Raw genomic sequence first — 23,294 nt, 5'->3', positions numbered from 1 at the left:
AGTGCGGCGGTCCGGTATCGCGCCGCGCCGCTGCGTGGCCGCGGGCGTCCGGGTACGCTACGCGCTTTGCCCTTGGACCTCGCGATGAACCGACCGCTTCGCCTCGCCCTCCACGGCGCCACGGGCCGCATGGGGCGCGCCCTGCTCGATCTGCTGCGTGACGACGGCCGCTTCGAGCTGGTGGCCGCGCTGACCGTTCCGGATGCGCCGCAACTGGGCGAGCCGGTCTATCTCGACCGTGCTGCCCCCCGCTTCACCGCGCAGTGGCCGTCGCAGGCGCTCGACGTGGTGATCGATTTCAGCGGGCCGACCGGGCTCGCCCACGCGCTCGCGCAATGCCGGGATCGCGGCATCGCGCTGGTCAGCGGCACGACCGGCGCCGACGCCGCGCTCAAGGCATGCGTCGCCGAGGCGGCGCAGCACATCCCACTGATGCACGCGAGCAACTTCAGCCTGGGCGTGGCGGTGCTCGCCCGGCTGCTGCGCCAGGCAGCGGCGGCGCTGCCGGCCTGGGACCTGGAGATCGTCGAGGCGCATCACGGCCGCAAGGTGGACGCGCCTTCGGGCACGGCGCTGCTGCTGGGCGAGGCGGCCGCCGCGGCGCGCGGCACCACGCTCGCGCGGGACGGCGTCAGCGGCACGCGCGAGGGTGCGCGCCGCGCGGGCAGCATCGGTTTCGCCGTGGTGCGCGGCGGCGACATCGTGGGCGAGCACACCGCGATGCTGATCGGCTCCGGCGAGCGCGTGGAACTGGCCCACCGGGCCACCGACCGCGGCATCTTCGCGCGCGGGGCGCTCGAGGCGGCGCACTGGCTTCACGACCGGCCGCCGGGAGCCTACGACCTGGACGCCATGCTCGTCGCGCGCCTGGGCGCCTGAGGCACGCATGGCACCCGGCTCAGCCGCCGGTCGCTTGTCCGTAGGGCGTCGCGCCGCTACCATGCCCGCCACTGTCATTGGGGAGTAGCCATCCTCACCCGCGAAGGCCCCTCCTTCGTTCCCCGAGGAATCCGCGTCAACAGACTTGGAGCGAACGCTCCATGGCGCGGATGGCCGCATCGCCGCAAGCCGGCGCATGCATGGCCCGGCGAGACCTTTGGCCACGATGCGCTCCGACCCTGCCGGGCGAGCCGCCTCGTCGTGCCATGGGTTTTCCCGCTCGCCCGGCTGGATTCGCATTGATGCTCACCACGCTGTGGTTCCTGCTTTCCGCCGGCGCGATCTACGCGGCCTGCGAGTACTTCGTCAACGGCATCGAGTGGCTCGGTCGCAAGTTCCGGCTCGACGCGACCGCCACCGGTACCGTCCTCGCCGCGTTCGGCACGGCATTGCCGGAAAGCGCGGTCACCTTCATCGCCGTGGTGCTCGGGCGCACGCCGGAGCAGCGCGACATCGGCGTCGGCGCCGCGCTGGGCGGTCCGCTGGTGCTGGGCACCGTGGCCTACGCCGTGGTCGGCGTGGCGCTGTGGATGAACCGGCAGCGCCTGCAGCGGGCCTCCGCGGTGGTCAGGGTCGACAACGCGCGGCTCGCGCGCGACCAGCGCTGGTTCCTTTCCATCTTCGTGGTCAAGTGTGCGCTCGGCCTGGTGGCGTTCGCGCTCAAGCCCTGGCTGGGCGTGCTGTTCCTGGCCGCGTATGCGCTGTACGTGTGGCGCGAGCTCAAGACCGGCGACATGGCGGCGGACGAGGAGGAGCTCGAGCCGCTGAAGTTCCAGCCGCATGCGGACGATCCGGCGATGTGGCGCGTGATCGCGCAGACCGTGTTGTCACTGGCGGTGATCGCGGCGGCCTCGCGGGTGTTCGTGACCCAGATCGAGGTGATCGGCCTGGCCCTGGGCCTGTCGGCGCACGTGGTCGCGCTGGTGCTCAGCCCCGTGGCGACCGAGTTGCCAGAGACCGTCAACGCGCTGATCTGGGTGCGCCAGGGCAAGGAGCGCCTCGCGCTGGCCAATATCTCCGGCGCGATGATGATCCAGGCGACCGTGCCCAGTTCGCTGGCGCTGTTCTTCACGCCCTGGCGGTTCGACCTGCCGCTGATCGTCGCCGGCGTGCTGACCACGGCCGCGGTCGCCTACCTGTGGTGGCTGTTCCAGCGCGCCCACGTCAATGCACGCTGGCTGATGCCCGTGGGCCTGCTGTACGGGATGTTCGGCGCGTTCGTGGCCTGGCGCTACGCCTGACTTCAATCCTGGTGCGCGGCGCTGCGGTCGCGACCCGCGCCGAAGCGACGGTCCAGTGCGCCGAGCAGCTTCTTGAACCCACGCGAGAACTTGCCGCGGCGGGTCTTGCGCAGCTTTTCCTCCTCGCTCGTCAGCCAGGCGACCTGCACCACCCGCCGCTCGCCCTCGTAGGGCAGGTGGCCGTGGAAGGAGTTGTCGCAGCGCTTGAACACGGCGAACTCGCCGTACAGCGGCTTGAGCTCGGGCGCGACCAGGTCGTCGATGTCGTCGATGCGGCGCAGGAAGCGCAGGCAGCCGTCGCTGGTGTCGGGCCACTGGCTGTTGAGGTAGAGCAGGGCGGTGGCGACCTTCGACTTGCTGTCGGTGTGGATGGTGCCGTGGCGCCGGTTGAGGTAGCGGCAGAGCGTCACCAGCGTGGGGTACTGGCCGAGGTTCTCGATGCCCAGCCGTTCGCCGATCGCGCTGGCGAACGAGGGCGAGGTCAGGTGGGCGACCAGCTCGTTGACCGAAGGGCCGCAGTCGGCCGGGTCGTAGGGGAAGAACCCTGCGCTGGCGTAGCGCGGGAAATCGCGTTCCAGTTCGGCGCGCGCGTCGTCCGGCAGCTGGCCGTGCGCGATCAGGAACGGAAAGGGTTCCATCCGCACGTCGGTGTCCGGGCGGTCGAGGCGGGCAGGATCGAGCAGGACGGTGGCACTCATGGGCGCGGACGGGGTGGGAGGCCACCAGTGTAGCGCGCGGGGCAGCGCCCAGACATGCGCCTGAATGGCCCGTTCAGGGCGCCGCGCGGTGGACAGGCCTCGCCCCCATGCCTATCATTGCGTCCCGCCCGAGACTTCTTCCGACCCAAGGTCCACAAGCCTGCTTCCAGCGGCTTGCGGACTTTGCTGCACCTAAAGGCGGCCCCATGCCCATTCCCGCTCTGCTTGCCCTCGAAGACGGCAGCGTGTTCCACGGCCACGCCGTGGGCGCGACTGGCGAGACCGTCGGCGAGGTGGTCTTCAATACGGCGATGACGGGCTATCAGGAGATCCTCACCGATCCCTCCTATGCCCGTCAGATCGTCACGTTGACCTACCCCCACATCGGCAACACCGGCGTCAACCCGGCCGACGCCGAATCCACCCGCGTCCAGGCGGCCGGCCTGATCGTGCGCGACGTACCGCGCCGGCCGAGCAACTGGCGCAGCACCGAGAGCCTGCCGGAGTACCTGGCCCGCCAGGGCATCGTGGCGATCGGCGGCATCGACACGCGCCGGCTGACCCGCATCCTGCGCGACAAGGGCGCGCAGAACGGCTGCATCCTCGCCGGCGAAGGCATCGATGCCGAAGCCGCGCTGGCCAAGGCGCGCGCGTTCCCCGGCCTCAACGGCATGGACCTGGCCAAGGTGGTCAGCGTGCGCGAGCCCTACCGCTGGACCGAGGGCGTGTACGATCTCGACCGCGTCGGTTTCGAACAGCCGACCACGCGCTTCAGGGTGGTCGCCTACGACTTCGGCACCAAGCTCAACATCCTGCGCCTGCTGGCCAGCCACGGCTGCGACGTCACCGTGGTGCCGGCGCAGACGAGCGCCGCCGACGTGCTCGCGATGAAGCCCGAGGGCGTGTTCCTGTCGAACGGCCCCGGCGACCCAGCCGCCTGCGATTACGCCATCGCGGCCACGCGCGCCTTCCTCGACGCGAAGATCCCGCTGTTCGGCATCTGCCTCGGCCACCAGCTGATGGGCCTGGCGCTCGGCGCGAGGACGGTCAAGATGAAGTTCGGCCACCACGGCGCCAACCATCCGGTGAAGGACCACGACGACGGCCGCGTGCTGATCACCAGCCAGAACCACGGCTTCGCGGTGGATCCGGCGACGCTGCCGGCCAACGTGCGCATCACGCACACCTCGCTGTTCGACGGCTCGCTGCAGGGCTTCGCGCTCACCGACCGGCCGGCGTTCTGCTTCCAGGGCCACCCGGAAGCCGCGCCCGGCCCGCACGACGTCGGCTATCTCTTCGCGCGCTTCGCGCAACTCATGCAGGAGGCCCGCTGATGCCCAAGCGCACCGACATCAAGAGCGTGCTGATCATCGGCGCAGGCCCGATCGTGATCGGCCAGGCCTGCGAGTTCGACTACTCCGGCGCACAGGCCTGCAAGGCGCTGCGCGAGGAGGGCTACCGGGTGATCCTGGTCAACTCCAATCCGGCCACGATCATGACCGATCCGGAGATGGCCGACGCGGTCTACATCGAGCCGATCAACTGGCAGACGGTCGAGCGCATCATCGCCAAGGAGCGTCCGGACGCGATCCTGCCGACCATGGGCGGGCAGACCGGCCTCAACTGCGCACTGGACCTGGCCGACCACGGCGTGCTGGACAAGTACGGCGTCGAGCTGATCGGCGCCTCGCGCGATGCCATCCGCATGGCCGAGGACCGCGAACTGTTCAAGCAGGCCATGGCCGACATCGGCCTGGAGTGCCCAAAGGCTGAAGTGGCGCGCAGCTACGAGCAGGCGGTCGAGATCCAGGCCAAGGTCGGTTTCCCCACCATCATCCGCCCGAGCTTCACGCTGGGCGGTTCGGGCGGCGGCATTGCCTACAACGTCGAGGAGTTCGAGGAGATCGTCAAGCGCGGCCTCGAGCTCTCGCCGGTGCACGAGGTGCTGGTCGAGGAGTCGGTGCTGGGCTGGAAGGAGTTCGAGATGGAGGTGGTCCGCGACAAGGCGGACAACTGCATCATCGTCTGCTCGATCGAGAACCTCGACCCGATGGGCGTGCACACCGGCGATTCGATCACCGTGGCGCCCGCGCAGACCCTCACCGACCGCGAGTACCAGCGCCTGCGGGACGCCTCGATCGCGGTGCTGCGCAAGATCGGCGTCGACACCGGCGGCTCCAACGTGCAGTTCGGCATCAACGCCGAAAACGGTCGCGTGGTGGTGATCGAGATGAACCCGCGCGTGTCGCGCTCCTCCGCGCTGGCCTCCAAGGCGACCGGTTTCCCGATCGCCAAGGTCGCGGCCAAGCTCGCGGTGGGGTATACCCTGGACGAACTCAAGAACGACATCACCGGTGGGCTGACGCCGGCCTCGTTCGAGCCGACCATCGACTACGTCGTCACCAAGATCCCGCGGTTCGCCTTCGAGAAGTTCCCCTCAGCCGACGCGCGCCTCACCACCCAGATGAAGTCGGTGGGCGAGGTGATGGCGATGGGCCGCAGCTTCCACGAGTCGCTGCAGAAGGCGCTGCGCGGCCTGGAGATCGGCAAGACCGGCCTGAACCCGACCGGCCTCGACTACGGCACCGACGCGGGCCTGGCCACGCTCAAGCGCGAGCTGCGCGAACCGCGCCCGGACCGCGTGTTCTACCTGGCCGACGCCTTCCGTGCCGGGCTGACGCTGGAGGAGATCCACGAGCTCAGCCGGGTCGACCCCTGGTTCCTGGCCGCCTTCGAGGACATCGTGCTGACCGAGCGCGAGATCCAGAAGCAGGGCCTGACCGCGCTGGATGCCCCGCGCATGCGCGAACTCAAGCGCATGGGCTTCTCCGACGCGCGCATCGCGCAGTTGCTCAACACCGACGAGGCGGCCGTGCGCCACCTGCGCCACACGCTGGGCGTGCGCCCGGTGTACAAGCGCGTGGACTCCTGCGCGGCGGAATTCGCCACCAGCACCGCCTACATGTACTCGACCTACGAGGAAGAGTGCGAGGCCAACCCCAGCCACCGCGAGAAGATCGTGGTGCTGGGCGGCGGCCCCAACCGCATCGGCCAGGGCATCGAGTTCGACTACTGCTGCGTGCACGCGGCGCTGGCGCTGCGCGAGGACGGGTTCGAGACCATCATGGTCAACTGCAACCCGGAAACCGTCTCCACCGACTACGACACCTCCGACCGCCTGTACTTCGAGCCGCTGACGCTCGAGGACGTGCTGGAGATCGTCGAGCTGGAGAAGCCCAGGGGCGTGATCGTGCAGTATGGCGGCCAGACGCCGCTCAAGCTCGCGCGCGCGCTGGAAGCTGCCGGCGTGCCGGTGATCGGCACTTCGCCCGACTCGATCGACCTGGCCGAGGATCGCGAGCGCTTCCAGCGGATGATCCACAAGCTGGGCCTGCGCCAGCCGCCGAACCGCACCGCGCGCAACGCCGACGAGGCGCTGGCGCTGGCGCGCGAGATCGGCTATCCGCTGGTGGTGCGCCCGAGTTACGTGCTGGGCGGCCGCGCCATGGAAGTGGTCTACGACGACGCCGATCTCTCGCGCTACATCCGCGAGGCGGTGCAGGTCTCCAACGATTCGCCGGTGCTGCTGGACCGCTTCCTCGACCACGCGGTCGAAGTGGACGTGGACATCATCGCCGACGCCGAGGGCAACGTGCTGGTCGGCGGCATCATGGAGCATATCGAGGAGGCCGGCGTGCACTCGGGCGACTCCTCCTGCTCGCTGCCGCCGTACTCGCTCACCCCCGCGATTCAGGATGAGCTGCGCCGCCAGGTGGCCGCGATGGCCAAGGAGCTCAAGGTCGTCGGCCTGATGAACACGCAGTTCGCGATCCAGGGCGACACCGTCTACATCCTCGAGGTGAACCCGCGCGCCTCGCGCACGGTGCCGTTCGTCTCCAAGGCGACCGGCGTGCCGCTGGCCAAGATCGCCGCCCGCTGCATGGCCGGCCGCACGCTCGCGGAGCAGGGCGCCACGCGCGAGGTGATCCCGGGCTACTTCTCGGTGAAGGAAGCGATCTTCCCGTTCCTGAAGTTCCAGAACGTGGACCCGATCCTGGGGCCCGAGATGCGCTCGACGGGCGAGGTGATGGGCGTGGGGCGGACCTTCGGCGCGGCCTTCGCGCGCGGCCACGAGGCCGCTGGCATCAGGGCGCCGGCCAGGGGCAAGGTGTTCCTGTCGGTGCGCGATGCCGACAAGGAACGCCTGCTGCCGGTGGCGAAGGAGGTGCTGGCACGCGGCTTCAGCCTGGTCGCCACGGCCGGTACCGCGGCTTTCCTCAACGGACACGACGTACCGTGCGAGCGCATCAACAAGGTGCTCGAGGGGCGCCCGCACATCGTCGACCTCATCAAGAACGGCGAGATCGTCTACATCGTCAATACCACCGAGGGCAAGCAGGCGATCGCCGACTCGTTTTCGATCCGGCGCGAGGCGCTGCAGCACCGGGTCACCTATTCCACCACCGTGGCAGGCGCGCGCGCGCTAGTCCATTCGCTGGATTTCCATGGCGAGGAAGACGTGCATAGCCTGCAGGAACTGCACAAGGAGCTGAGCGCATGAGTCGCGCCCCCATCACCAAGGCCGGTTCGGAACGCCTGCGCGCCGAGCTCGAGCGCCTCAAGTCGGTCGAACGCCCCCGCATCATCGCGGCGATCGCCGAAGCCCGCGCGCACGGCGACCTGAAGGAGAACGCCGAGTACCACGCGGCGCGCGAGCAGCAGAGCTTCGTCGAGGGGCGCATCGCCGAGCTGGAAGCCGCGCTGTCGACCGCCGAGGTCATCGACGTGTCCAAGCTGGGCGCCGGCAGCAAGGTCGTGTTCGGCGCCACCGTCGATCTGGAAGAGGAGGACTCCGGCGAGGCGGTGACCTACCAGATCGTGGGCGACCTGGAAGCCGACATCAAGCAGCGGCTGATCGCCGTCTCCTCGCCGATCGCCCGTGCGCTGATCGGCAAGAGCGAGGGCGACAGTTTCGAGTTCAAGGCGCCCAACGGGGTCAAGCGCTACGAGATCACCGGCGTACGCTACGAGTGACCTCGGGCCGTCACGTGTAGGAGCGAGCTCGCTCGCGATGCCTGTGGCCTGGAAACCGGCAAGGCGCATCGCGAGCGGCCCGTTCCTGCGGGTTCAGCGATAAGCGGGTCGGACGGCAAGCCGGGCAACGGCGGACCGCGCGCACAAAAAAGGCCGCATCGAGCGGCCTTTTTCACGTCCAACCCGGACGGTTCAGCGCTGGCGCGCCTTGAAACGCGGGTTGCTCTTGCAGATCACGAAGACCTTGCCGCGACGGCGCACGACCTTGCAGTCACGGTGCCGCTGCTTGGCGGACTTCAGAGAGGAAAGCACCTTCACGGCCAGCTCCTGGAACAAAACGGGAAAATTCAAGCTGACAAGTGTAGCGGCTGCCGGCGGGCTTCACAAGTCCGGTGCATCCTCCACGCCTTTGACGATCTGCAGGAACTTTGCCAGCACGGGCGAGGGGTTGTCCCTGAGGCTGGCCACCGCCAGCAGCAGATAGGCGTCCGGATCCTCCAGCGAGACATAGCTGACGCCACCCAGCTGCACCACGCGCATGCTGGCCGGCACCAGCGCCAGGCCGATGCCGGCGGCCACCAGCGCCAGCAGGCCGTTGATCTGCTGCGCCAGCTGGCGGATCACGGGGTGGAAGCCCGCCTTGCCCGCCAGCTGCACCAGCCGGTCGTAGAGTGTCGCTGCCAGCTCCCTGGGCTGGCTCACGAACGGTTCCTCCGACAGTTCGCCGAACTGCACGCTGTCGCGCCCGGCCAGCCGGTGGCCAGAGGGCACGGCCAGCAGCAGCGGCTCGTAGTCGATGACGTCCATGCGCAGGGCGCGGGCGTCCGACTCGTGGCGCGGCTCGTCGCGCACGAAGCCCACGTCGATCTGCCCGGTACGCAGCGCGGTGAACTGCGGTTCGCTGTACATCTCGCGCAGCTGCATACGCACCTTGGGCGCATGCTGGCCGAAGCGCAGCAGCGTCTGGGGCAGGGCGCGGTGGAAGGTGACCGACACCGTGTAGGCCAGGCGCAGCACGCCGCTGAAGCCGGCCGCCGCATCGCTGACGTGGGCACGTGCCTCCTCTGCCTTGGCCAGGATCTGGCGGGCCTGCTCCAGCAGGATGCGACCCGGCCCGGTCAGCGCGACGTTGCGCTTGTCGCGGTCGAACAGGCGCGTGCCCAGGTCCTGTTCCAGCGCCTGGATCTGCTGCGACAGCGGGGGCTGGGAGATGTGCAGGCGCTGGGCGGCACGGGTGAAGCTGAGCTCCTCGGCCACGGCCACGAAGTAGCGGAGCTGCCGGAGATCGAACATAGTCGCCATCTGAATAAGTTGGCGTGAAAATATATATTGGATGGACGTTTGTGACGAGCGTATCGTTTGCCTCGTCCCGCCACCGTCCCCTCCCCCCGGGTGGCGGCGACCCTCGCCTCGCAGCGACGCTATCCCCGCGGTACTCGGTCTCCTCCCCCAGAACCGATACCGACGCGTCGTTCGCGAGGCGCTTTCCTTTTCAGTGGCTTGAGTCCCAACCCTCAAGCGCTTTCCGAACTCCCCGCAGCCGCGCCTAGAGCGCCGCCGCCAGCCGGGTGCCCTGGGCAATGGCCCGCTTCGCGTCGAGTTCGGCCGCTACCGCGGCGCCACCGATCACGTGCGGGCGCAGGCCGGCGTCGCGCAGCGCCTGTGCCAGGGTGGCGTTCGGCTCCTGTCCGGCGCAGATGACCACGTTGTCGACCGGCAGGACCTGGGCATGGTCCTCGATCCGGACGTGCAGGCCGGCGTCGTCGAAGCGCTCGTACCGGACCCCGCCGAGCATCCGTACCTGCATCGCCTTGAGCGTGGCCCGATGCACCCAGCCGGTGGTCTTGTTGAGCCGGGCCCCCGGGCGCCCCTGGCTGCGTTGCAGCAACCAGACCTGCCGCGCCGGCGGCTCGGGTGCGGCCGCCACCAGCCCGCCGCGCGCGGCCAGGGTGCGATCCACGCCCCATTCGCGGGTCCAGCGCAGCGGATCGAGGGTGGGCGAGGGCGGGCGGGCGGCGAGGAACTCGGCGACATCGAAGCCGATGCCACCGGCGCCGATGATCGCCACCCGGGGACCGACCGGGCGGTCGTGGGCGAGCACGTCCAGGTAGCCCAGCACCCGCGGGTCGTCGCAACCGGGGAAACGGACCTGCCGCGGCACCACGCCGGTGGCCACCACCACCTCGTCGTAGCCGCGCAGGGCGGCGGCATCCGCGGTGCAGCCGAGGCGCTGCTCCACGCCCAGCTCGGCCAGGCGGTGCGCGTAGTAGCGCAGCGTCTCGTGGAACTCCTCCTTGCCGGGAATGCGCTTGGCGCAGTTGAACTGCCCCCCGATCGCTGGGGCCTGTTCGAACAGCGTCACGGTATGCCCCCGCTCGGCCAGGGTGGTCGCGCAGGCCAGGCCGGCCGGGCCTGCGCCCACCACGGCGATGCGCTTGGGCTGCGCCGTGGTGGCGATAGGGAGCTCGGTCTCGTGGCAGGCGCGCGGATTGACCAGGCAGCTCGCCCGCCGGTTCGCGAAGACGTGATCCAGGCAGGCCTGGTTGCAGGCGATGCAGGTGTTGATCGCGGCCGCGCGGCCGGTACGGGCCTTGGCCGGCCAGGCCGGGTCGGCCAGCAGCGGGCGGGCCATCGAGACCATGTCCGCGGCGCCGCCGGCCAGCAGGCGCTCGGCCGCCTCCGGCATGTTGATGCGGTTGGTGGCGATCAGTGGAATGCGGACTTCGCCCTTCATCCGCGCCGTCACCCAGGCAAAGCCCGCGCGCGGCACCGAGGTCACGATGGTCGGCACGCGCGCCTCGTGCCAGCCGATGCCGGTGTTGATCAGGGTGGCGCCGGCGGCCTCGACGGCGCGGGCCAGCGCGACGATCTCCGACCATGATTGCCCGCCCTCCACCAGGTCGAGCATGGACAGCCGGAAAATGATGATGAAGTCCGGGCCCACCGCCTCGCGGATGCGCCGCACGATCTCGACCGCGAAGCGCATGCGCCGCTCCGCGGTGCCGCCCCACGCGTCCGTGCGCCGGTTGGTGCGCTCGGCGAGGAACTGGTTGATCAGGTAGCCCTCCGAGCCCATCACTTCGATGCCGTCGTAACCGGCCTCGCGGGCGAGCGCCGCGCAGCGCACGAAGTCGCCGAGGGTGCGCTCGACCCCTCGCGCGGACAGGGCGCGCGGGGTGAACGGGGTGATCGGCGACTTGACCCGGGACGGGGCGACCGACAGCGGGTGATGGCCGTAGCGACCGGCATGCAGGATCTGCAGGCAGATGCGCCCGCCCTCGGCGTGCACGGCGTGGGTGAGCTTGCGGTGCCGGGGCAGGTGCCAGGGCATCGACAGGCGCCCGCCGAATGGTTTGAGCCAGCCGGCGATGCTCGGCGCGATGCCGCCCGTGACCATCAGCCCGACGCCGCCGCGCGCGCGTTCGGCGAAATAGGCGGCCAGCTTGTCGTAGTCCGCTGCGCGGTCCTCCAGGCCGGTGTGCATGGAGCCCATCAGGATCCGGTTGGGCAGGGTGACGAAGCCCAGGTCCAGCGGGGCGAACAGGTGCGGATAGTGCATGCCGGCATCCATTCAAACGATCGTATGAATGTGCCGGGTGGACACCGCAAAAGCAAGCGCCTTTGCCCTCTCCCCTCGGAGCGGCGGGCGGGGTGGTCGGGGGATGCCTGGCAGTTCCGGGCCCTTGCGGGTCCGTCGGACCTGCACCCGCGAAGACGCGGAAAGCTGTCGACACGCGGCCGGCAGCCGTCCGGGGGATACGCAGCCGGCGGCGCGCGCTCCCGCGGCAACGCGCTACCATGGCGCCTTTGCCAGATGCCCCGGGAGTCCCATGAGCCGCACGCAGCCGGTCCCTGTCCTCACCATCGACGGGCCGTCCGGTTCGGGCAAGGGCACCATCAGCCGTCTGGTCGCCGAGCGGTTGGGCTGGCGGCTGCTCGATTCGGGCGCGCTGTACCGAGCGATCGGTTACGCGGCGGGCGCGGAGGGGCTGGATCTGTCGGATGCCGAGGCGGTCACCCGTTGTGCCCGCACCACCAAGATCCGCTTCCAGGCCGCCGCCGACGGCGGGGATACGCGGGTCATCGTCAACGGCCATGACGCCACCGACGAGCTGCGCACGGAAACCGCCGGCGCTGCCGCCTCGGCGATCGCCTCGATCCCCTCGGTGCGGCAGGCGCTGGTCGACCTGCAGTTGGGCTTCCGCAAGGCCCCTGGGCTGGTCGCCGACGGGCGCGACATGGGCACGGTGATCTTCCCGGACGCGCCTTTCAAGGTGTTCCTCACCGCCAGCGCCGCCGAGCGGGCGAAAAGGCGCTATAAGCAGTTGAAGGAAAAGGGCCTGAACGTTACACTTGGCGTCCTTCAGCGCGAGATCGAGGCGCGCGACGAACGCGATGCATCGCGGGCCGTCGCCCCGCTCCGACCGGCGGACGATGCGGTTGTGGTGGACACCACCGGCATGCCGATCGAGGCCGTGGTCGCGAAAGTATTTGCCGTCGTGCGGCCCTGACCGGCTGCACGCGGCTTTTAGGTGCTCCTGCCGCGGCGGGGGTTTTGGTCAACGGTGCCGACAGGGCGGTCCGTCACAGGGCGCGTTTTCTGCGACACCCACAACCGGTGGGCCGGTCAGCCCGTGCGCATTTCATCCGACGGCGCGCACAGGGGGCTACGGCCTTTTCTCATTTCTGGAATCAACATGACTGAAAGTTTTGCCGAGCTGTTTGAACAGAGCCAGCAGGCCATCGCCAAGCTGAAGCCGGGTGCCATCGTCACCGGCATCGTCGTGGAAATCCGCAACGACGTCGTCGTGATCAACGCCGGCCTCAAGAGCGAAGGCATCGTCCCGATCGAGCAGTTCAAGGACGAAGAGGGCACGCTGGAAGTGCAGGTAGGCGACGAGGTGAAGGTTGCCCTCGACGCCCTGGAAGACGGCTTCGGCGAGACCAAGCTCTCCCGCGAGAAGGCCAAGCGCTCGATGGTGTGGGACGACCTCGAGGCGGCTTTCGACAAGGAAGAGACCATCACCGGCAAGATCTCCGGCAAGGTCAAGGGCGGCTTCACCGTCGACATCAAGGACGTCCGCGCGTTCCTGCCGGGCTCGCTGGTCGACGTGCGCCCGGTCCGCGACCCGGTGTACCTCGAGGGCAAGGACCTCGAGTTCAAGATCATCAAGCTCGACCGCAAGCGCAACAACGTGGTCGTCAGCCGCCGCGCCGTCGTCGAGACCGAGTTCTCCGAGGAGCGCGAGAAGCTGCTGGAGCGCCTGACCGAGGGCGCGGTGGTCAAGGGCACGGTCAAGAACCTCACCGACTACGGCGCATTCGTGGACCTGGGCGGCATCGACGGCCTGCTGCACATCACCGACATGGCGTGGAAGCGCGTGCGCCATCCGTCCGAGGTGGTCAACGTCGGCGACGAACTGGACGTGCGCGTGCTCAAGTACGATCGCGAGCGCAACCGCGTGTCGCTGGGCCTCAAGCAGCTGGGCGACGACCCGTGGGTCAACATCTCGCGTCGTTACCCGGTCGGCTCGCGCCTGTTCGGCAAGGTCTCCAACGTCACCGACTACGGCTGCTTCGTCGAGATCGAGCCGGGCGTCGAGGGCCTGGTCCACGTGTCCGAGATGGACTGGACCAACAAGAACGTCAACCCGGCCAAGGTCGTGCAGGTCGGTGACGAGACCGAAGTGATGGTGCTGGACGTGGACGAGGAGCGTCGCCGCATCTCGCTGGGCATCAAGCAGACCCGCTCCAACCCGTGGGAAGCCTTCGCCGCCATGCACAAGAAGGGCGACAAGGTTTCCGGCCAGATCAAGTCGATCACCGACTTCGGCATCTTCATCGGCCTGGAAGGCGGTATCGACGGCCTGGTGCACCTGTCCGACATCTCCTGGCAGGCCTCCGGCGAAGACCTCGTGCGCAACTTCAAGAAGGGCGACGAGATCGAGGCGGTGGTGCTGGCCGTCGATCCGGAGCGCGAGCGCATCTCCCTCGGCATCAAGCAGATGGAGCAGGATCCGTTCGGCCAGTTCATGGCCAACCATCCGCGCGGCACCGTCGTCACCGGCACCGTGAAGGAAGTGGACGCCAAGGGCGCGGTGGTCGACCTGGGCGACGGCGTGGAGGGTTACATCCGCGCCAACGACATCGCCAAGGAGCGCATCGATGACGCTTCGCAGCACCTGAAGGTGGGCGACAAGGTCGAGGCCAAGTTCACCGGCATGGACCGCAAGGGCCGCCAGCTGTCGCTGTCGATCCGCGCCAAGGACGAGGAGGAACTGCAGGACGCGATGGCCGAGTACGGCTCCGCTTCCGGTGGCACCACCAAGCTGGGTGCGCTGCTGAAGGAGCAGCTCAACAAGGCCGAGTGATCTTCGGATCGGCCCGAGGGCTGGACGCGGGGCGGCAGTGCGCCGCCCCGCTGTTGTACGTCACGGAAATTGGGGACCCATGACCAAATCCGAACTGATCGAGGCGCTGGCCAGGCGCCAGACCCACCTTGCGTTCAACGACGTCGAGCTCGCGGTCAAGAGCGTGATCGAGCAGATGAGCCAGGCGCTCGCCCAGGGCGAACGCATCGAGGTCCGTGGCTTCGGCAGCTTCGCGCTGCACTACCGGCCGCCGCGCATGGGGCGCAACCCCAAGACCGGCGAGGCGGTGGCCCTGCCGGGCAAGCACGTGCCGCATTTCAAGCCGGGCAAGGAGCTGCGCGAGCGGGTCAACCTGGCGCTGCAGGCGGAAACCGCCTGATCGCAGGGTAAGCCGGAGCATCCAGGCTCCGGTGCTTTTTCCAGGGCAGGCGGCGCCAGCCGGACCTGCCTTTTTTTGTGGCCGCACCGGGGCGTCGGGTCGGCTCGCCCAGGCAACCATGCGGTGCCGACCGCAGGCGCGGCACGGCCCCGGCGCTCCCGCTCTGTGCCTGTTCGAGGCGATCGGGTAAAGTCCGCGCATGCGATTGCTAGCCCTGCTCGTCCTCGCGTTTTCCGTCGTCCTCGGCGTGGTCGTCGGCGCGCTCAACGCCGATCCGGTGAGCTACGACCTGGCCTTCGCCCGGGTGCAGATGCCCAAGGGTGCCGGCCTGCTCGCCGCCGTGGTGATCGGATGGCTGCTCGGCGGGCTCACCGCCTGGCTGGGGATGAGCCTGCGGCATCGCCGCGCGCTGCGACGGCAGCGCGCGTCCAGCGGGAAGGCGCCGGCCCGCGCATGAGCATCCTCTACGTGCTGGTCCTGCTGGTGCCGGCGGCTTTCGCCAGCGGCTGGTTCGCGGCGCGGCGGGCCGCGGTGCACCACTCGGGCATGCGGGTCAGCGAGCTGTCCTCGGACTACTTCCGCGGCCTGAATTATCTGCTCAACGAAGAACAGGACAAGGCGATCGAGGTCTTCCTGAAGCTCGCCGAATACAACCGCGACACGGTGGAGACCCACCTGGCGCTGGGCAACCTGTTCCGCCGCCGTGGCGAGGTCGACCGGGCGATCCGGCTGCACCAGCACCTGGTGTCCCGCCCGGGCCTCACCGAGGCCATGAAGACGGTGGCCCTGCTGGAACTCGGTGAGGACTACATGCGCGCCGGGCTGCTCGACCGCGCCGAGGCGCTGTTCTCCGATCTGGTGGCGATGAACGCGCATGCGCCTTCCGCGCTGCGCCACCTGGTCGCGATCTACCAGCACGAGCGCGACTGGCACAAGGCGATCGACCACGCGCGCCGGCTGGAGGCGATGACCGGCGACGACGAGTCGCCGATGATCGCCCAGTTCTATTGCGAACTGGCCGAGCAGTCCCGGCAGCACGGCGCGTTGGCCGAGGCGCGCGACTACCTGCGCCAGGCCTTCCAGTGCCAGGCCGATTGCGTGCGCGCCTTCATGCTCACCGGCCGCCTGCATGCCGAGGTGGACGAACATGCGGAAGCAGTCGAGGCCTACGAGGCCGCGGTGGGCGCCGACATCGCCTTCGTGCCCGAGATCCTGCCGCCGCTGCTCGCCAGCTATGCCCGCACCGGGCAGATGGAGCGGGCCGAGCATTTCCTGCGCGACATCCTGGCCCGCTACCACGGCATTTCCCCGGTGCTGGCGCTGACCCGGCTCTACCGTGAGCGCGACGGGGAGCGCGCCGGCATCGAGTTCCTCACGTCGCAGTTGCGCCAGCGGCCTTCCGTACGCGGGCTGATGGCGTTGATCGACGCGACCATGGACAAGATCCAGGGCGAGGCACGCGAGAATTTCCTGATCCTGCGCGATCTCACCCGCAAGCTGCTGGAGGGCCAGGCCATGTACCGCTGCAGCCGCTGCGGCTTCGGCGCCAAGGCGCACCACTGGCAGTGCCCCAGCTGCAAGGGCTGGAGCACGATCCGGCCGATCCACGGCGTCGCCAACGAGTGAGGTCCGCCGTGATCGCCGCGCTGGGATGGAGCCTGGCCGCGCTCGCGATCGCGGCATTGATCGTGCGCGGAGCGATCGCCTACGCGCACCGGCGCGGCATGCTGGACCAGCCCGGCCAACGCCGCTCGCACTCGCTTCCGACCCCGCGCGGCGGCGGTGTCGGCATCGTGCTGGCCTGCCTGCTGGCGCTTCCGGGCGTGCTGCTCGGCCAGCCAGGTCCGGGGTCGGGGCGGGTTCTCGCCAGCCTGGAGGTCGCGCTGCTGCTGGTGGCGGCGATCGGCTGGTGGGACGACCACCGTCCGTTGCGCCAGTGGCCGAGGCTGGGCGTGCAACTGGCGGCGGTGACCCTGTTCGGCGCGGCGCTGCTGGCCGACGGGGAGCCGGCGTGGTTGCCGGTGCTGATCCTGGCGGGCGGCTGGAGCATCAACCTGCACAACTTCATGGACGGCAGCGACGCGTTGCTGGCCCAGCAGGGCATCTTCGTCGGCGCCGGGCTGGGCGGCCTCGCCCTGGCCGCGGGGCAGCCGGCGCTGGCGGGGGCAGGTTTCGTGACGGCGGCCGCCTGCCTGGGGTTCTGGTTCTACAACCGTCCGCCCGCGCGCATCTTCATGGGCGACGTGGGAAGCGGCAGCGTGGGCCTGCTGCTCTTCGCGCTGTCGGCCATGCTGTGGCGGGCCGATGCGGCGCTGCTGTGGCCTGCCCTGATCCTGTCGTCGACCTTCGTGGTAGACGCCAGCTTGACCTTGCTGAACCGCTTTCTACGCGGCAGGCGCTGGTATGCTCCCCATCGCGAACATCTCTACCAGTGGCTGATACGATCAGGCGGTTCGCATGCGCGCGCCGCCGCGTCGTATCTGGGCTGGAACCTGTTGGTCGCCGCACCCGCGGCCGTCGTGGCCGGTTCGCACCCTGCCATGGCACTGGCCGTCTGTGCCGTCGTCTATACGGTCGCAGGCGCAACATGGATCGTAGCCAAGCGTCGTTGCATGCGGCGCCTATCGCAGAAGGACCGTCATGTCGCCACGTAAATGGATCGGACTCATCCACCCGCGGATCGCCGTGGTCGCCCACGACCTGGCGATGGCCGGTCTCGCCTGGTGGATCGCCAAGGTGCTGCGCTACGCGGCCGTTTCCGGCAACGATGGGAGCTTCGAAGCGCTCGAATTCCCCATCGTCCTGGTCATCCAGGGCCTCATCTTCACCTGGACCGGTCTGTACAAGGGCGTCTGGCGCTTCGCCAGCCTGCCCGACCTGTGGAACATCCTGAAAGCCTCCGTAGGCGGCGCGCTCGGCATCGCCCTGGCGCTGTTCGTCTACGAGCGCCTCGAGGGGGTGCCCCGTTCGGTGCTGCTGCTCTACCCGGTGGTGCTGACCCTGCTGCTCGGCGTGCCGCGGCTGGCCTACCGTTTCTGGAAGGACAGCCGGCTCGACCTGTTCAACGTGGGTTCGGCCAAGCGGGTGCTGATCGTCGGGGCGGACCGCGCCGGCGAGGCGCTGTCGCGTGACCTGCGCCACGACGGCCGCTACAGCGTCATCGGCTTCGTCGACGACAAGCCCAGCCTGCGCGGCGCCTCGATCAACGGCTATCCCGTGCTCGGCTGCATCGACCAGTTGCCGGAACTGGCCCGCGAGGCCGCGGTGGAGATGCTGCTGATCGCCTTGCCGGCAGCCTCCACCAGCGAGATGCGCAGGGTCGTCGAGCTGTGCGATCAGACCGGTCTGCCGTACCGGACCGTGCCGCGGCTGGAGGACGTCGTGGCGGGCCGCGCGCAGTTCAACGAGATCAAGGAAGTGGCGATCGAGGACCTGCTCGGCCGCGACGCGGTGGAGCTGGACTGGACCGCCATCCGCGAGACGCTGACCGGTCGGCGCGTGCTGATCACCGGCGGCGGCGGCTCGATCGGCTCGGAACTCTGTCGCCAGGTGGCCCGGCTCGGGGCGCAGTCGCTCACCATCGTGGAGCAGAGCGAGTACAACCTCTACCGCATCGGCAAGGAACTGCGCAGCGACTACCCTGAACTGCTGCTCGAGTGCGTGCTGTGCGACTGCGGCGACCGCGTCGCGATGCAGAAGACCTTCGCCGAGACCAAGCCGCAGGTGCTGTTCCACGCCGCCGCCTACAAGCACGTGCCGATGCTGCAGAAGCAGCTGCGCGCCGCCTTCCGCAACAACGTGCTGGGTACGCGTGCGGTCGCCGACCTGGCCAACGAGTTCGGCGTCGAGTGCTTCGTGCTGATCTCCACCGACAAGGCGGTCAACCCGACCAGCGTGATGGGTGCCTGCAAGCGCGTGGCCGAGATCTACTGCCAGAACCTCAACGCACAATCGTCCACCCGCTACATCACGGTGCGCTTCGGCAATGTGCTCGATTCCGCCGGTTCGGTGGTGCCGCTGTTCCGCCAGCAGATCCGCGAGGGCGGGCCGGTGACCATCACGCACCCGGAGATCTCGCGCTACTTCATGACCATTCCCGAGGCCTGCCAGCTGATCCTGCAGGCCGCGTGCCTGGGGCAGGGTGGCGAGATCTTCGCGCTGGACATGGGCGAGCCGGTGAAGATCCGGGACCTGGCCGAGCAGATGATCCGCCTGGCCGGCAAGAAACCCGGTACGGAAATCCCGATCGTCTACACCGGCCTGCGCGCCGGCGAGAAGCTGTTCGAGGAGCTGTTCCACCAGTTGGAGAACTACAGCGCCACCGCGCACGCCAAGATCTTCCTCGCGCAGCATCGCGAGGTGTCGTGGGAACTGCTGCAGGCGCTGCTGAACAAGGCCGCGGAGGCCGCCGCGACGTTCAACGAGGACGAGCTGCAGCGCTGTGTGTCGAGCCTGCTGCCGTCGTTTCGCTGGAGCGACACGGCGCAGCCCGACAACGTGGTTTCGATCCGCCGCGAGCCGGGTCATCTGGAAACAGGAGAGATGTGAGTGAGCAAGCCGTTGCGCAAGGTGGTGTTCCCCGTGGCCGGTCTCGGCACGCGCTTCCTCCCCGCGACCAAAGTGGTCGCCAAGGAAATGCTGCCGGTACTGGACCGGCCGCTGATCCAGTACGCGGTGGACGAGGCGGTGGACGCCGGCGCCGACACCCTGGTCTTCGTCACCAACCGTTACAAGCACGCCATCGCCGACTACTTCGACAAGGCCTACGAACTCGAGGCCAAGCTGGAGGAGAAGGGCAAGGACGAGCTGCTGGCGCTGGTGCAGGGCACGCTGCCGCCGAACGTGCGTGCGATCTTCGTGACCCAGCCGGAGGCCCACGGCCTCGGCCACGCGGTGCTGTGCGCCAAGCCGGTGGTCGGCGACGAGCCGTTCGGCGTGATCCTTCCCGACGACCTGATCTGGAATCGCGGCAAGGGCGCGCTGCGCCAGATGGCCGAGCTGGCCGAGACCGAGCAGGCCGCGGTGATCGCCGTAGAGGAAGTGCCCCACAACGAGACCGACAAGTACGGCATCGTGGATGCCACCCGCATCGACGAGCGTAGCGCGCGCATCCGCTACATGGTGGAGAAGCCCAAGCCGGCCGACGCCCCATCGAACCTGGCCGTGGTCGGCCGCTACGTGCTGCCCGGCCGCATCTTCCAGTTGCTGGAACAGACCACGCCGGGTGCCGGCGGCGAGATCCAGCTCACCGATGCGATCGAAGGCTTGCTGGAGGAGCAGGGCAAGGTGCTGGCCTACCGTTTCGAGGGCATCCGGTTCGATTGCGGCAACAAGGCCGGCCTGGTGCGCGCGACCATGCACATGGCCATGCAGGACCCCAAGCTCGCGCCCGTGGTGCGCGGGTTCCTCGACCAGGTCGAGCAGCCGCAGCGCGCCAAACTGGTGGGCTGAGCTTCCAGGCGGCGCCGCGAGGTGCCGCCGGTGCTACCGACCCGAAGCCCGCCGGGGTCGTGCATGCACGTGCGGACCGGCCCATTCGGGCGTCGTCGTGCTGCGATATGCTCGGGCGTCCTTCCGCAGGGTCGCCCATGACCGACCGCCGAGCCACGTCCTACTACCGCGCCACGGCCACGCCGTACACGCCCCATGCGCCGCTGCAGGGGCGGGCGGAGACGCGCGTGGCGGTGATCGGTGGCGGCTTCGCCGGGCTCAACACGGCCCTGGGCCTGGCCGAGCGCGGGATGCGCGACCTGGTGTTGCTGGAGCGCGAGCAGGTCGGCTTCGGTGCCTCCGGGCGCAACGGCGGCTTCGTGTTCGCCGGCTATTCGCTGGGCGAACAGGCGCTGCTCGACCAGTTGGGCGAGACGCGTGCGCGGGCATTGTTCCGACGCACCATCGAAGGCGTGCACCTGATCCGCCGGCGCATCGCCGGCTACGCGATCGCCTGCGACGCGGTCGACGAGGGCGTGGTCTGGGCCAACTGGTTCCGCGACCCTTCGGTGTTGCGCGCCCGACAGCAGCTGCTGGCCGAACGCTACGGCGTGTCCTGGGAATGGCTGCCCGAGCCGGAGCTGCGCGAGCGCATACACAGCGCGCGCTACCACGACGGCCTGTTCGAGCGCGACGCGCTGCACCTGCATCCGCTCAACTACGCGATCGGCCTGGCCCGTGCTGCGGCGGAGCAGGGCGTACGGATCCACGAACACAGCGGCGTGCGCAGGCTGCGTCGCGAAGGAGCGCGCTGGCGCGTGGAAACCGCCGAAGGCGAGGTGCTGGCCGACCAGGTGGTGCTCGCCTGCGGCGGTTACCTCGCGGGCCTGGAGCGCCGTATCGACCGCGCGATCCTGCCCATCGCCACCTACGTCATGGTGACCGAGCCGCTGGGCGAGCGACTGGCCGCGTGCCTTTCCACCCGCGCGGCTGTCTACGACACGCGCTTCGCCTTCGACTACTACCGGCCGCTGCCTGACACGCGGCTGCTGTGGGGCGGGCGCATCTCGGTGCTCGACCGCTCGCCGCGCGGGGTGCAGCGGCTGTTGCGACGCGACCTGCTGCGGGTGTTCCCGCAGCTGGGCGAAGTGCGCATCGACTACGCCTGGTCCGGCCTGATGAGCTACGCCAGGCACCAGATGCCCCAGGTGGGTGGTCGCGGGGACGGCCTGTGGTGGGCGCAGGCCTTCGGTGGGCACGGGCTGAGCTCGACCTGCGCCGCCGGCGAACTGCTCGCTGCGGCCATCGCCGAGGGCGACGACGCCTGGCGCGAGTTCGCCGACTACGGGCTGGCCTCCACCCATCGCCCGCTGGGCTTCCTCGCCGCGCAGGCGAGCTACTGGCGGGCGGAACTGCAGGATTGGCTGAAGACGAGACTGGAAGGATGAGCGAGAACACGAACGAGATCAGTTGGGCCGACTTCGAGAAAGTGCTGATCGTGGCGGGCACGATCGTGCGGGTGGAACCTTTTCCCGAGGCGCGCAAGCCGGCCTGGAAGGTGTGGGCGGACTTCGGCCCGTACGGCGAGCGCAAGACCAGCGCGCAGATCGCCGCGCTGTACTCGCCCGAGCAACTGGTCGGGCGGCAGATCGTGGGCGTGATCAACTTCCCGGAGAAGCAGATCGGCCCGTTCCGCTCGCAGTTCCTGCTGACCGGGTTCCATACCGAGGCAGGCGTGGTGATCACCACGGTGGAGCGGCCGGTGCCCAATGGAGCGCGGCTGTCGTGAGGACGCCGCCACGGCCGGCGCGCCCCGGGGACGCGGCCGAGATCGCGCGGCTCGCGGGCGAGCTCGGCTACCCCTGCGCGACGGAGCCCATGGCCGTGCGCCTGGCGGCGCTGATGGCGGACCCGCGCCAGCGCGCCTGGGTGGTCGAGGGGGAAGGCCGCCTGGACGGATGGATCACGGCCGAGCGCCGCCTGGGGCTGGAGACGGGCGAGCGCGTGGAGATCACCGGCCTGGTGGTGGACGCGCGGGCGCGCCGTGGCGGTGTCGGTCGCATCCTGGTCGCGGCCGCCGAAGCCTGGGCGCGCACCGAGGGGCTGGATACCGTCGTGGTGCGCTCGAACGTGCAGCGCGCGGCCTCGCACCCGTTCTACGAAGGACTGGGCTACGTGCGGACGAAGAGCCAGCACGTCTACGCCAGGTCGGTTTGAGCCGCCACGGTTTCGCCATCCTTCGGCCCGCCCGTCGACCGGGCGCCGGACGATGCTGGCACGCCCGTCCGAGGAGCACCTCATGAAACGACGCTTCCGTGCCCTGTGCGCAGGCCTGCTCGGCCTGGTCGCCATCACCCTGCATGCGCAGGAGCCCCGCAGCTGGACGCAGCCCGTGCGGCCGTTCCGCATCTACGGCAACACCTGGTACGTCGGCACGCAGGGCTTGGGTGCGATCCTGATCACCTCGCCGCAGGGCCACGTGCTGATCGACGGCACCCTCCCCGAGAACGCGGCGCAGATCGAACGCAACATCCGTGCGCTCGGCTTCCGCCTGCGCGACGTGCGCGTGATCCTCAACTCGCACCCGCATGCCGACCACGCCGGCGCCATCGCGCAGCTGGCCCGCGACAGCGGCGCGCGGGTGCGGGCCACGGCGGCGGCCGCGGCGCCGCTGCAGGCCGGCGGTCGCGACCCGGCCGACCCGCAGTACGGCGAGGCCCCGGCGTTTCCCGCGGTCGGCGCGGTCGAGCCGGTGCGCAATGGCGAGGTCGTGCGGCTCGGTCCTCTGGCACTGACCGCCCATGCCACACCGGGGCACACGCCCGGCAGCATGAGCTGGACCTGGCGTTCCTGCGAGCAGCACGCCTGTCTGGACATCGCCTACGTGGACAGCCTCACCGCGATCGCCCGCAAGGGCTTCCGCTTCGGGGACGACCCGGCACGCATGGCCGCCTTCCGCACCACGTTCACTACCGTGGCGGGCCTGCCCTGCGACGTGCTGATCACGCCGCACCCGGACGCCAGCGACTTCATGGCCCGCGTGCAACGGCACGCGCTGATCGACCGGCAGGCGTGCAAGGCCTATGCGGAGGCAGCACGAGAGCGCTTCGAACGGCGGCTCGCCGAGGAGCGCACGAGCACGCGCTAGGCAGGTTCGCCTGCCGGTTCACCACGGATCGACCGCGCCGGTGGTGTCCTTGGC

The 23,294-nt window shown here is 69.4% G+C and carries 21 protein-coding genes and 1 riboswitch; of the genes, 17 read left to right on the top strand and 4 right to left on the bottom strand.

Annotated elements, in window-relative coordinates; translation table 11 throughout:
• The first annotated feature begins 84 nt into the window (after nucleotides 1-84).
• Entirely contained in the window at nucleotides 85-879 is a 795-nt protein-coding gene (dapB, locus tag WAT24_RS15230; RefSeq protein ID WP_336808759.1) for a 4-hydroxy-tetrahydrodipicolinate reductase, read from the top strand.
• A gap of 67 nt (nucleotides 880-946) precedes the next feature.
• Nucleotides 947-1,114, top strand: a riboswitch (yybP-ykoY riboswitch).
• A gap of 67 nt (nucleotides 1,115-1,181) precedes the next feature.
• Nucleotides 1,182-2,180, top strand: coding sequence for a sodium:calcium antiporter (locus tag WAT24_RS15225; RefSeq protein ID WP_336808758.1), 999 nt, complete (start codon nucleotides 1,182-1,184; stop codon nucleotides 2,178-2,180).
• 2 nt (nucleotides 2,181-2,182) lie between these two features.
• Here the strand turns inward: WAT24_RS15225 and WAT24_RS15220 are convergent, their stop codons facing one another.
• On the bottom strand, nucleotides 2,183-2,878 hold the full coding sequence (locus WAT24_RS15220) for a 2OG-Fe(II) oxygenase (RefSeq protein ID WP_336808757.1): 696 nt from the start codon (nucleotides 2,876-2,878) through the stop codon (nucleotides 2,183-2,185).
• 206 nt (nucleotides 2,879-3,084) lie between these two features.
• Here WAT24_RS15220 and carA point away from each other — a divergent pair, with 206 nt between their 5' ends.
• From carA to greA, 3 genes are read left to right on the top strand one after another with little or no spacing between them, the layout of a single operon-like run.
• Complete coding sequence (gene carA, locus WAT24_RS15215) at nucleotides 3,085-4,212, top strand: glutamine-hydrolyzing carbamoyl-phosphate synthase small subunit (RefSeq protein WP_336808756.1); 1,128 nt, start codon at nucleotides 3,085-3,087, stop codon at nucleotides 4,210-4,212.
• Entirely contained in the window at nucleotides 4,212-7,439 is a 3,228-nt protein-coding gene (gene carB, locus WAT24_RS15210; RefSeq protein ID WP_336808755.1) for a carbamoyl-phosphate synthase large subunit, read from the top strand. The genes carA and carB overlap by 1 nt, the downstream gene beginning before the upstream one ends.
• Nucleotides 7,436-7,912: a transcription elongation factor GreA gene (gene greA, locus WAT24_RS15205; RefSeq protein ID WP_336808754.1), complete on the top strand. Its 477-nt coding sequence runs from the start codon at nucleotides 7,436-7,438 to the stop codon at nucleotides 7,910-7,912. Before carB ends, greA begins: the two co-directional genes overlap by 4 nt.
• A 192-nt stretch (nucleotides 7,913-8,104) precedes the next feature.
• Here the strand turns inward: greA and ykgO are convergent, their stop codons facing one another.
• The 3 genes from ykgO to WAT24_RS15190 form a co-directional block, all read right to left on the bottom strand.
• Complete coding sequence (ykgO, locus tag WAT24_RS15200; protein WP_008215056.1) at nucleotides 8,105-8,230, bottom strand: type B 50S ribosomal protein L36; 126 nt, start codon at nucleotides 8,228-8,230, stop codon at nucleotides 8,105-8,107.
• Nucleotides 8,231-8,293: 63 nt separating this feature from the next.
• Entirely contained in the window at nucleotides 8,294-9,205 is a 912-nt protein-coding gene (locus tag WAT24_RS15195; RefSeq protein ID WP_336808753.1) for a LysR substrate-binding domain-containing protein, read from the bottom strand.
• A gap of 253 nt (nucleotides 9,206-9,458) precedes the next feature.
• Nucleotides 9,459-11,471, bottom strand: a complete 2,013-nt coding sequence (locus WAT24_RS15190) for an FAD-dependent oxidoreductase (RefSeq protein WP_336808752.1) — start codon at nucleotides 11,469-11,471, stop codon at nucleotides 9,459-9,461.
• Between the two features lie 271 nt (nucleotides 11,472-11,742).
• On the opposite strand from WAT24_RS15190, the gene cmk reads away from it, so the two are divergent.
• The 12 genes from cmk (at nucleotide 11,743) to bla (ending at nucleotide 23,240) form a co-directional block, all read left to right on the top strand.
• The gene (gene cmk / locus WAT24_RS15185; RefSeq protein WP_336808751.1) at nucleotides 11,743-12,423 is read left to right on the top strand and encodes a (d)CMP kinase; all 681 of its coding nucleotides are present in this window, start codon (nucleotides 11,743-11,745) and stop codon (nucleotides 12,421-12,423) included.
• Nucleotides 12,424-12,609: 186 nt separating this feature from the next.
• On the top strand, nucleotides 12,610-14,283 hold the full coding sequence (gene rpsA, locus WAT24_RS15180) for a 30S ribosomal protein S1 (protein WP_336808750.1): 1,674 nt from the start codon (nucleotides 12,610-12,612) through the stop codon (nucleotides 14,281-14,283).
• Between the two features lie 37 nt (nucleotides 14,284-14,320).
• On the top strand, nucleotides 14,321-14,662 hold the full coding sequence (locus WAT24_RS15175; protein ID WP_425605312.1) for an integration host factor subunit beta: 342 nt from the start codon (nucleotides 14,321-14,323) through the stop codon (nucleotides 14,660-14,662).
• A gap of 199 nt (nucleotides 14,663-14,861) precedes the next feature.
• Nucleotides 14,862-15,119, top strand: coding sequence for a lipopolysaccharide assembly protein LapA domain-containing protein (locus tag WAT24_RS15170; protein WP_336808748.1), 258 nt, complete (start codon nucleotides 14,862-14,864; stop codon nucleotides 15,117-15,119).
• On the top strand, nucleotides 15,116-16,288 hold the full coding sequence (lapB, locus tag WAT24_RS15165) for a lipopolysaccharide assembly protein LapB (RefSeq protein ID WP_336808747.1): 1,173 nt from the start codon (nucleotides 15,116-15,118) through the stop codon (nucleotides 16,286-16,288). Before WAT24_RS15170 ends, lapB begins: the two co-directional genes overlap by 4 nt.
• Nucleotides 16,289-16,296: 8 nt before the next feature.
• Complete coding sequence (locus WAT24_RS15160) at nucleotides 16,297-17,316, top strand: MraY family glycosyltransferase (protein WP_336808746.1); 1,020 nt, start codon at nucleotides 16,297-16,299, stop codon at nucleotides 17,314-17,316.
• Nucleotides 17,303-19,210: a polysaccharide biosynthesis protein gene (locus WAT24_RS15155; RefSeq protein ID WP_336808745.1), complete on the top strand. Its 1,908-nt coding sequence runs from the start codon at nucleotides 17,303-17,305 to the stop codon at nucleotides 19,208-19,210. Before WAT24_RS15160 ends, WAT24_RS15155 begins: the two co-directional genes overlap by 14 nt.
• The gene (gene galU / locus WAT24_RS15150) at nucleotides 19,211-20,113 is read left to right on the top strand and encodes a UTP--glucose-1-phosphate uridylyltransferase GalU (RefSeq protein WP_336808744.1); all 903 of its coding nucleotides are present in this window, start codon (nucleotides 19,211-19,213) and stop codon (nucleotides 20,111-20,113) included.
• A gap of 137 nt (nucleotides 20,114-20,250) precedes the next feature.
• Nucleotides 20,251-21,540: an NAD(P)/FAD-dependent oxidoreductase gene (locus WAT24_RS15145; protein WP_336808743.1), complete on the top strand. Its 1,290-nt coding sequence runs from the start codon at nucleotides 20,251-20,253 to the stop codon at nucleotides 21,538-21,540.
• Nucleotides 21,537-21,881 carry a tRNA-binding protein gene (locus tag WAT24_RS15140; RefSeq protein ID WP_336808742.1) on the top strand — a complete coding sequence of 115 codons (345 nt, stop codon included), beginning with the start codon at nucleotides 21,537-21,539 and terminating at the stop codon, nucleotides 21,879-21,881. Before WAT24_RS15145 ends, WAT24_RS15140 begins: the two co-directional genes overlap by 4 nt.
• 89 nt (nucleotides 21,882-21,970) lie before the next feature.
• A complete protein-coding gene (locus WAT24_RS15135; protein WP_336808741.1) occupies nucleotides 21,971-22,309 on the top strand; it encodes a GNAT family N-acetyltransferase in 339 nt (112 codons plus the stop codon).
• 82 nt (nucleotides 22,310-22,391) lie between these two features.
• Nucleotides 22,392-23,240 (top strand): subclass B3 metallo-beta-lactamase, encoded by an 849-nt coding sequence (gene bla / locus WAT24_RS15130; RefSeq protein WP_336808740.1) that lies wholly within the window; start codon nucleotides 22,392-22,394, stop codon nucleotides 23,238-23,240.
• The last annotated feature ends 54 nt before the right edge of the window (nucleotides 23,241-23,294 follow it).

It is taken from the genome of Fulvimonas yonginensis, from assembly GCF_037137055.1.
GTDB classification, from domain to species: domain Bacteria; phylum Pseudomonadota; class Gammaproteobacteria; order Xanthomonadales; family Rhodanobacteraceae; genus Frateuria_A; species Frateuria_A yonginensis.
Note: the sequence above shows the minus strand (reverse complement) of the source record. Positions and strands in the feature narration are given on the sequence as shown.

What these genes read in the sequence shown, in the direction of transcription:
- dapB (WP_336808759.1), top strand. Translation starts at nt 85, where the DNA reads ATGAACCGACCGCTTCGCCTCGCCCTCCACGGCGCCACGGGCCGCATG.
- WAT24_RS15225 (WP_336808758.1), top strand. Translation starts at nt 1,182, where the DNA reads ATGCTCACCACGCTGTGGTTCCTGCTTTCCGCCGGCGCGATCTACGCG.
- WAT24_RS15220 (WP_336808757.1), bottom strand. Translation starts at nt 2,878, where the DNA reads ATGAGTGCCACCGTCCTGCTCGATCCTGCCCGCCTCGACCGCCCGGAC.
- carA (WP_336808756.1), top strand. Translation starts at nt 3,085, where the DNA reads ATGCCCATTCCCGCTCTGCTTGCCCTCGAAGACGGCAGCGTGTTCCAC.
- carB (WP_336808755.1), top strand. Translation starts at nt 4,212, where the DNA reads ATGCCCAAGCGCACCGACATCAAGAGCGTGCTGATCATCGGCGCAGGC.
- greA (WP_336808754.1), top strand. Translation starts at nt 7,436, where the DNA reads ATGAGTCGCGCCCCCATCACCAAGGCCGGTTCGGAACGCCTGCGCGCC.
- WAT24_RS15195 (WP_336808753.1), bottom strand. Translation starts at nt 9,205, where the DNA reads ATGTTCGATCTCCGGCAGCTCCGCTACTTCGTGGCCGTGGCCGAGGAG.
- WAT24_RS15190 (WP_336808752.1), bottom strand. Translation starts at nt 11,471, where the DNA reads ATGCACTATCCGCACCTGTTCGCCCCGCTGGACCTGGGCTTCGTCACC.
- cmk (WP_336808751.1), top strand. Translation starts at nt 11,743, where the DNA reads ATGAGCCGCACGCAGCCGGTCCCTGTCCTCACCATCGACGGGCCGTCC.
- rpsA (WP_336808750.1), top strand. Translation starts at nt 12,610, where the DNA reads ATGACTGAAAGTTTTGCCGAGCTGTTTGAACAGAGCCAGCAGGCCATC.
- WAT24_RS15170 (WP_336808748.1), top strand. Translation starts at nt 14,862, where the DNA reads ATGCGATTGCTAGCCCTGCTCGTCCTCGCGTTTTCCGTCGTCCTCGGC.
- lapB (WP_336808747.1), top strand. Translation starts at nt 15,116, where the DNA reads ATGAGCATCCTCTACGTGCTGGTCCTGCTGGTGCCGGCGGCTTTCGCC.
- WAT24_RS15155 (WP_336808745.1), top strand. Translation starts at nt 17,303, where the DNA reads ATGTCGCCACGTAAATGGATCGGACTCATCCACCCGCGGATCGCCGTG.
- WAT24_RS15145 (WP_336808743.1), top strand. Translation starts at nt 20,251, where the DNA reads ATGACCGACCGCCGAGCCACGTCCTACTACCGCGCCACGGCCACGCCG.
- WAT24_RS15140 (WP_336808742.1), top strand. Translation starts at nt 21,537, where the DNA reads ATGAGCGAGAACACGAACGAGATCAGTTGGGCCGACTTCGAGAAAGTG.
- WAT24_RS15135 (WP_336808741.1), top strand. Translation starts at nt 21,971, where the DNA reads ATGGCCGTGCGCCTGGCGGCGCTGATGGCGGACCCGCGCCAGCGCGCC.
- bla (WP_336808740.1), top strand. Translation starts at nt 22,392, where the DNA reads ATGAAACGACGCTTCCGTGCCCTGTGCGCAGGCCTGCTCGGCCTGGTC.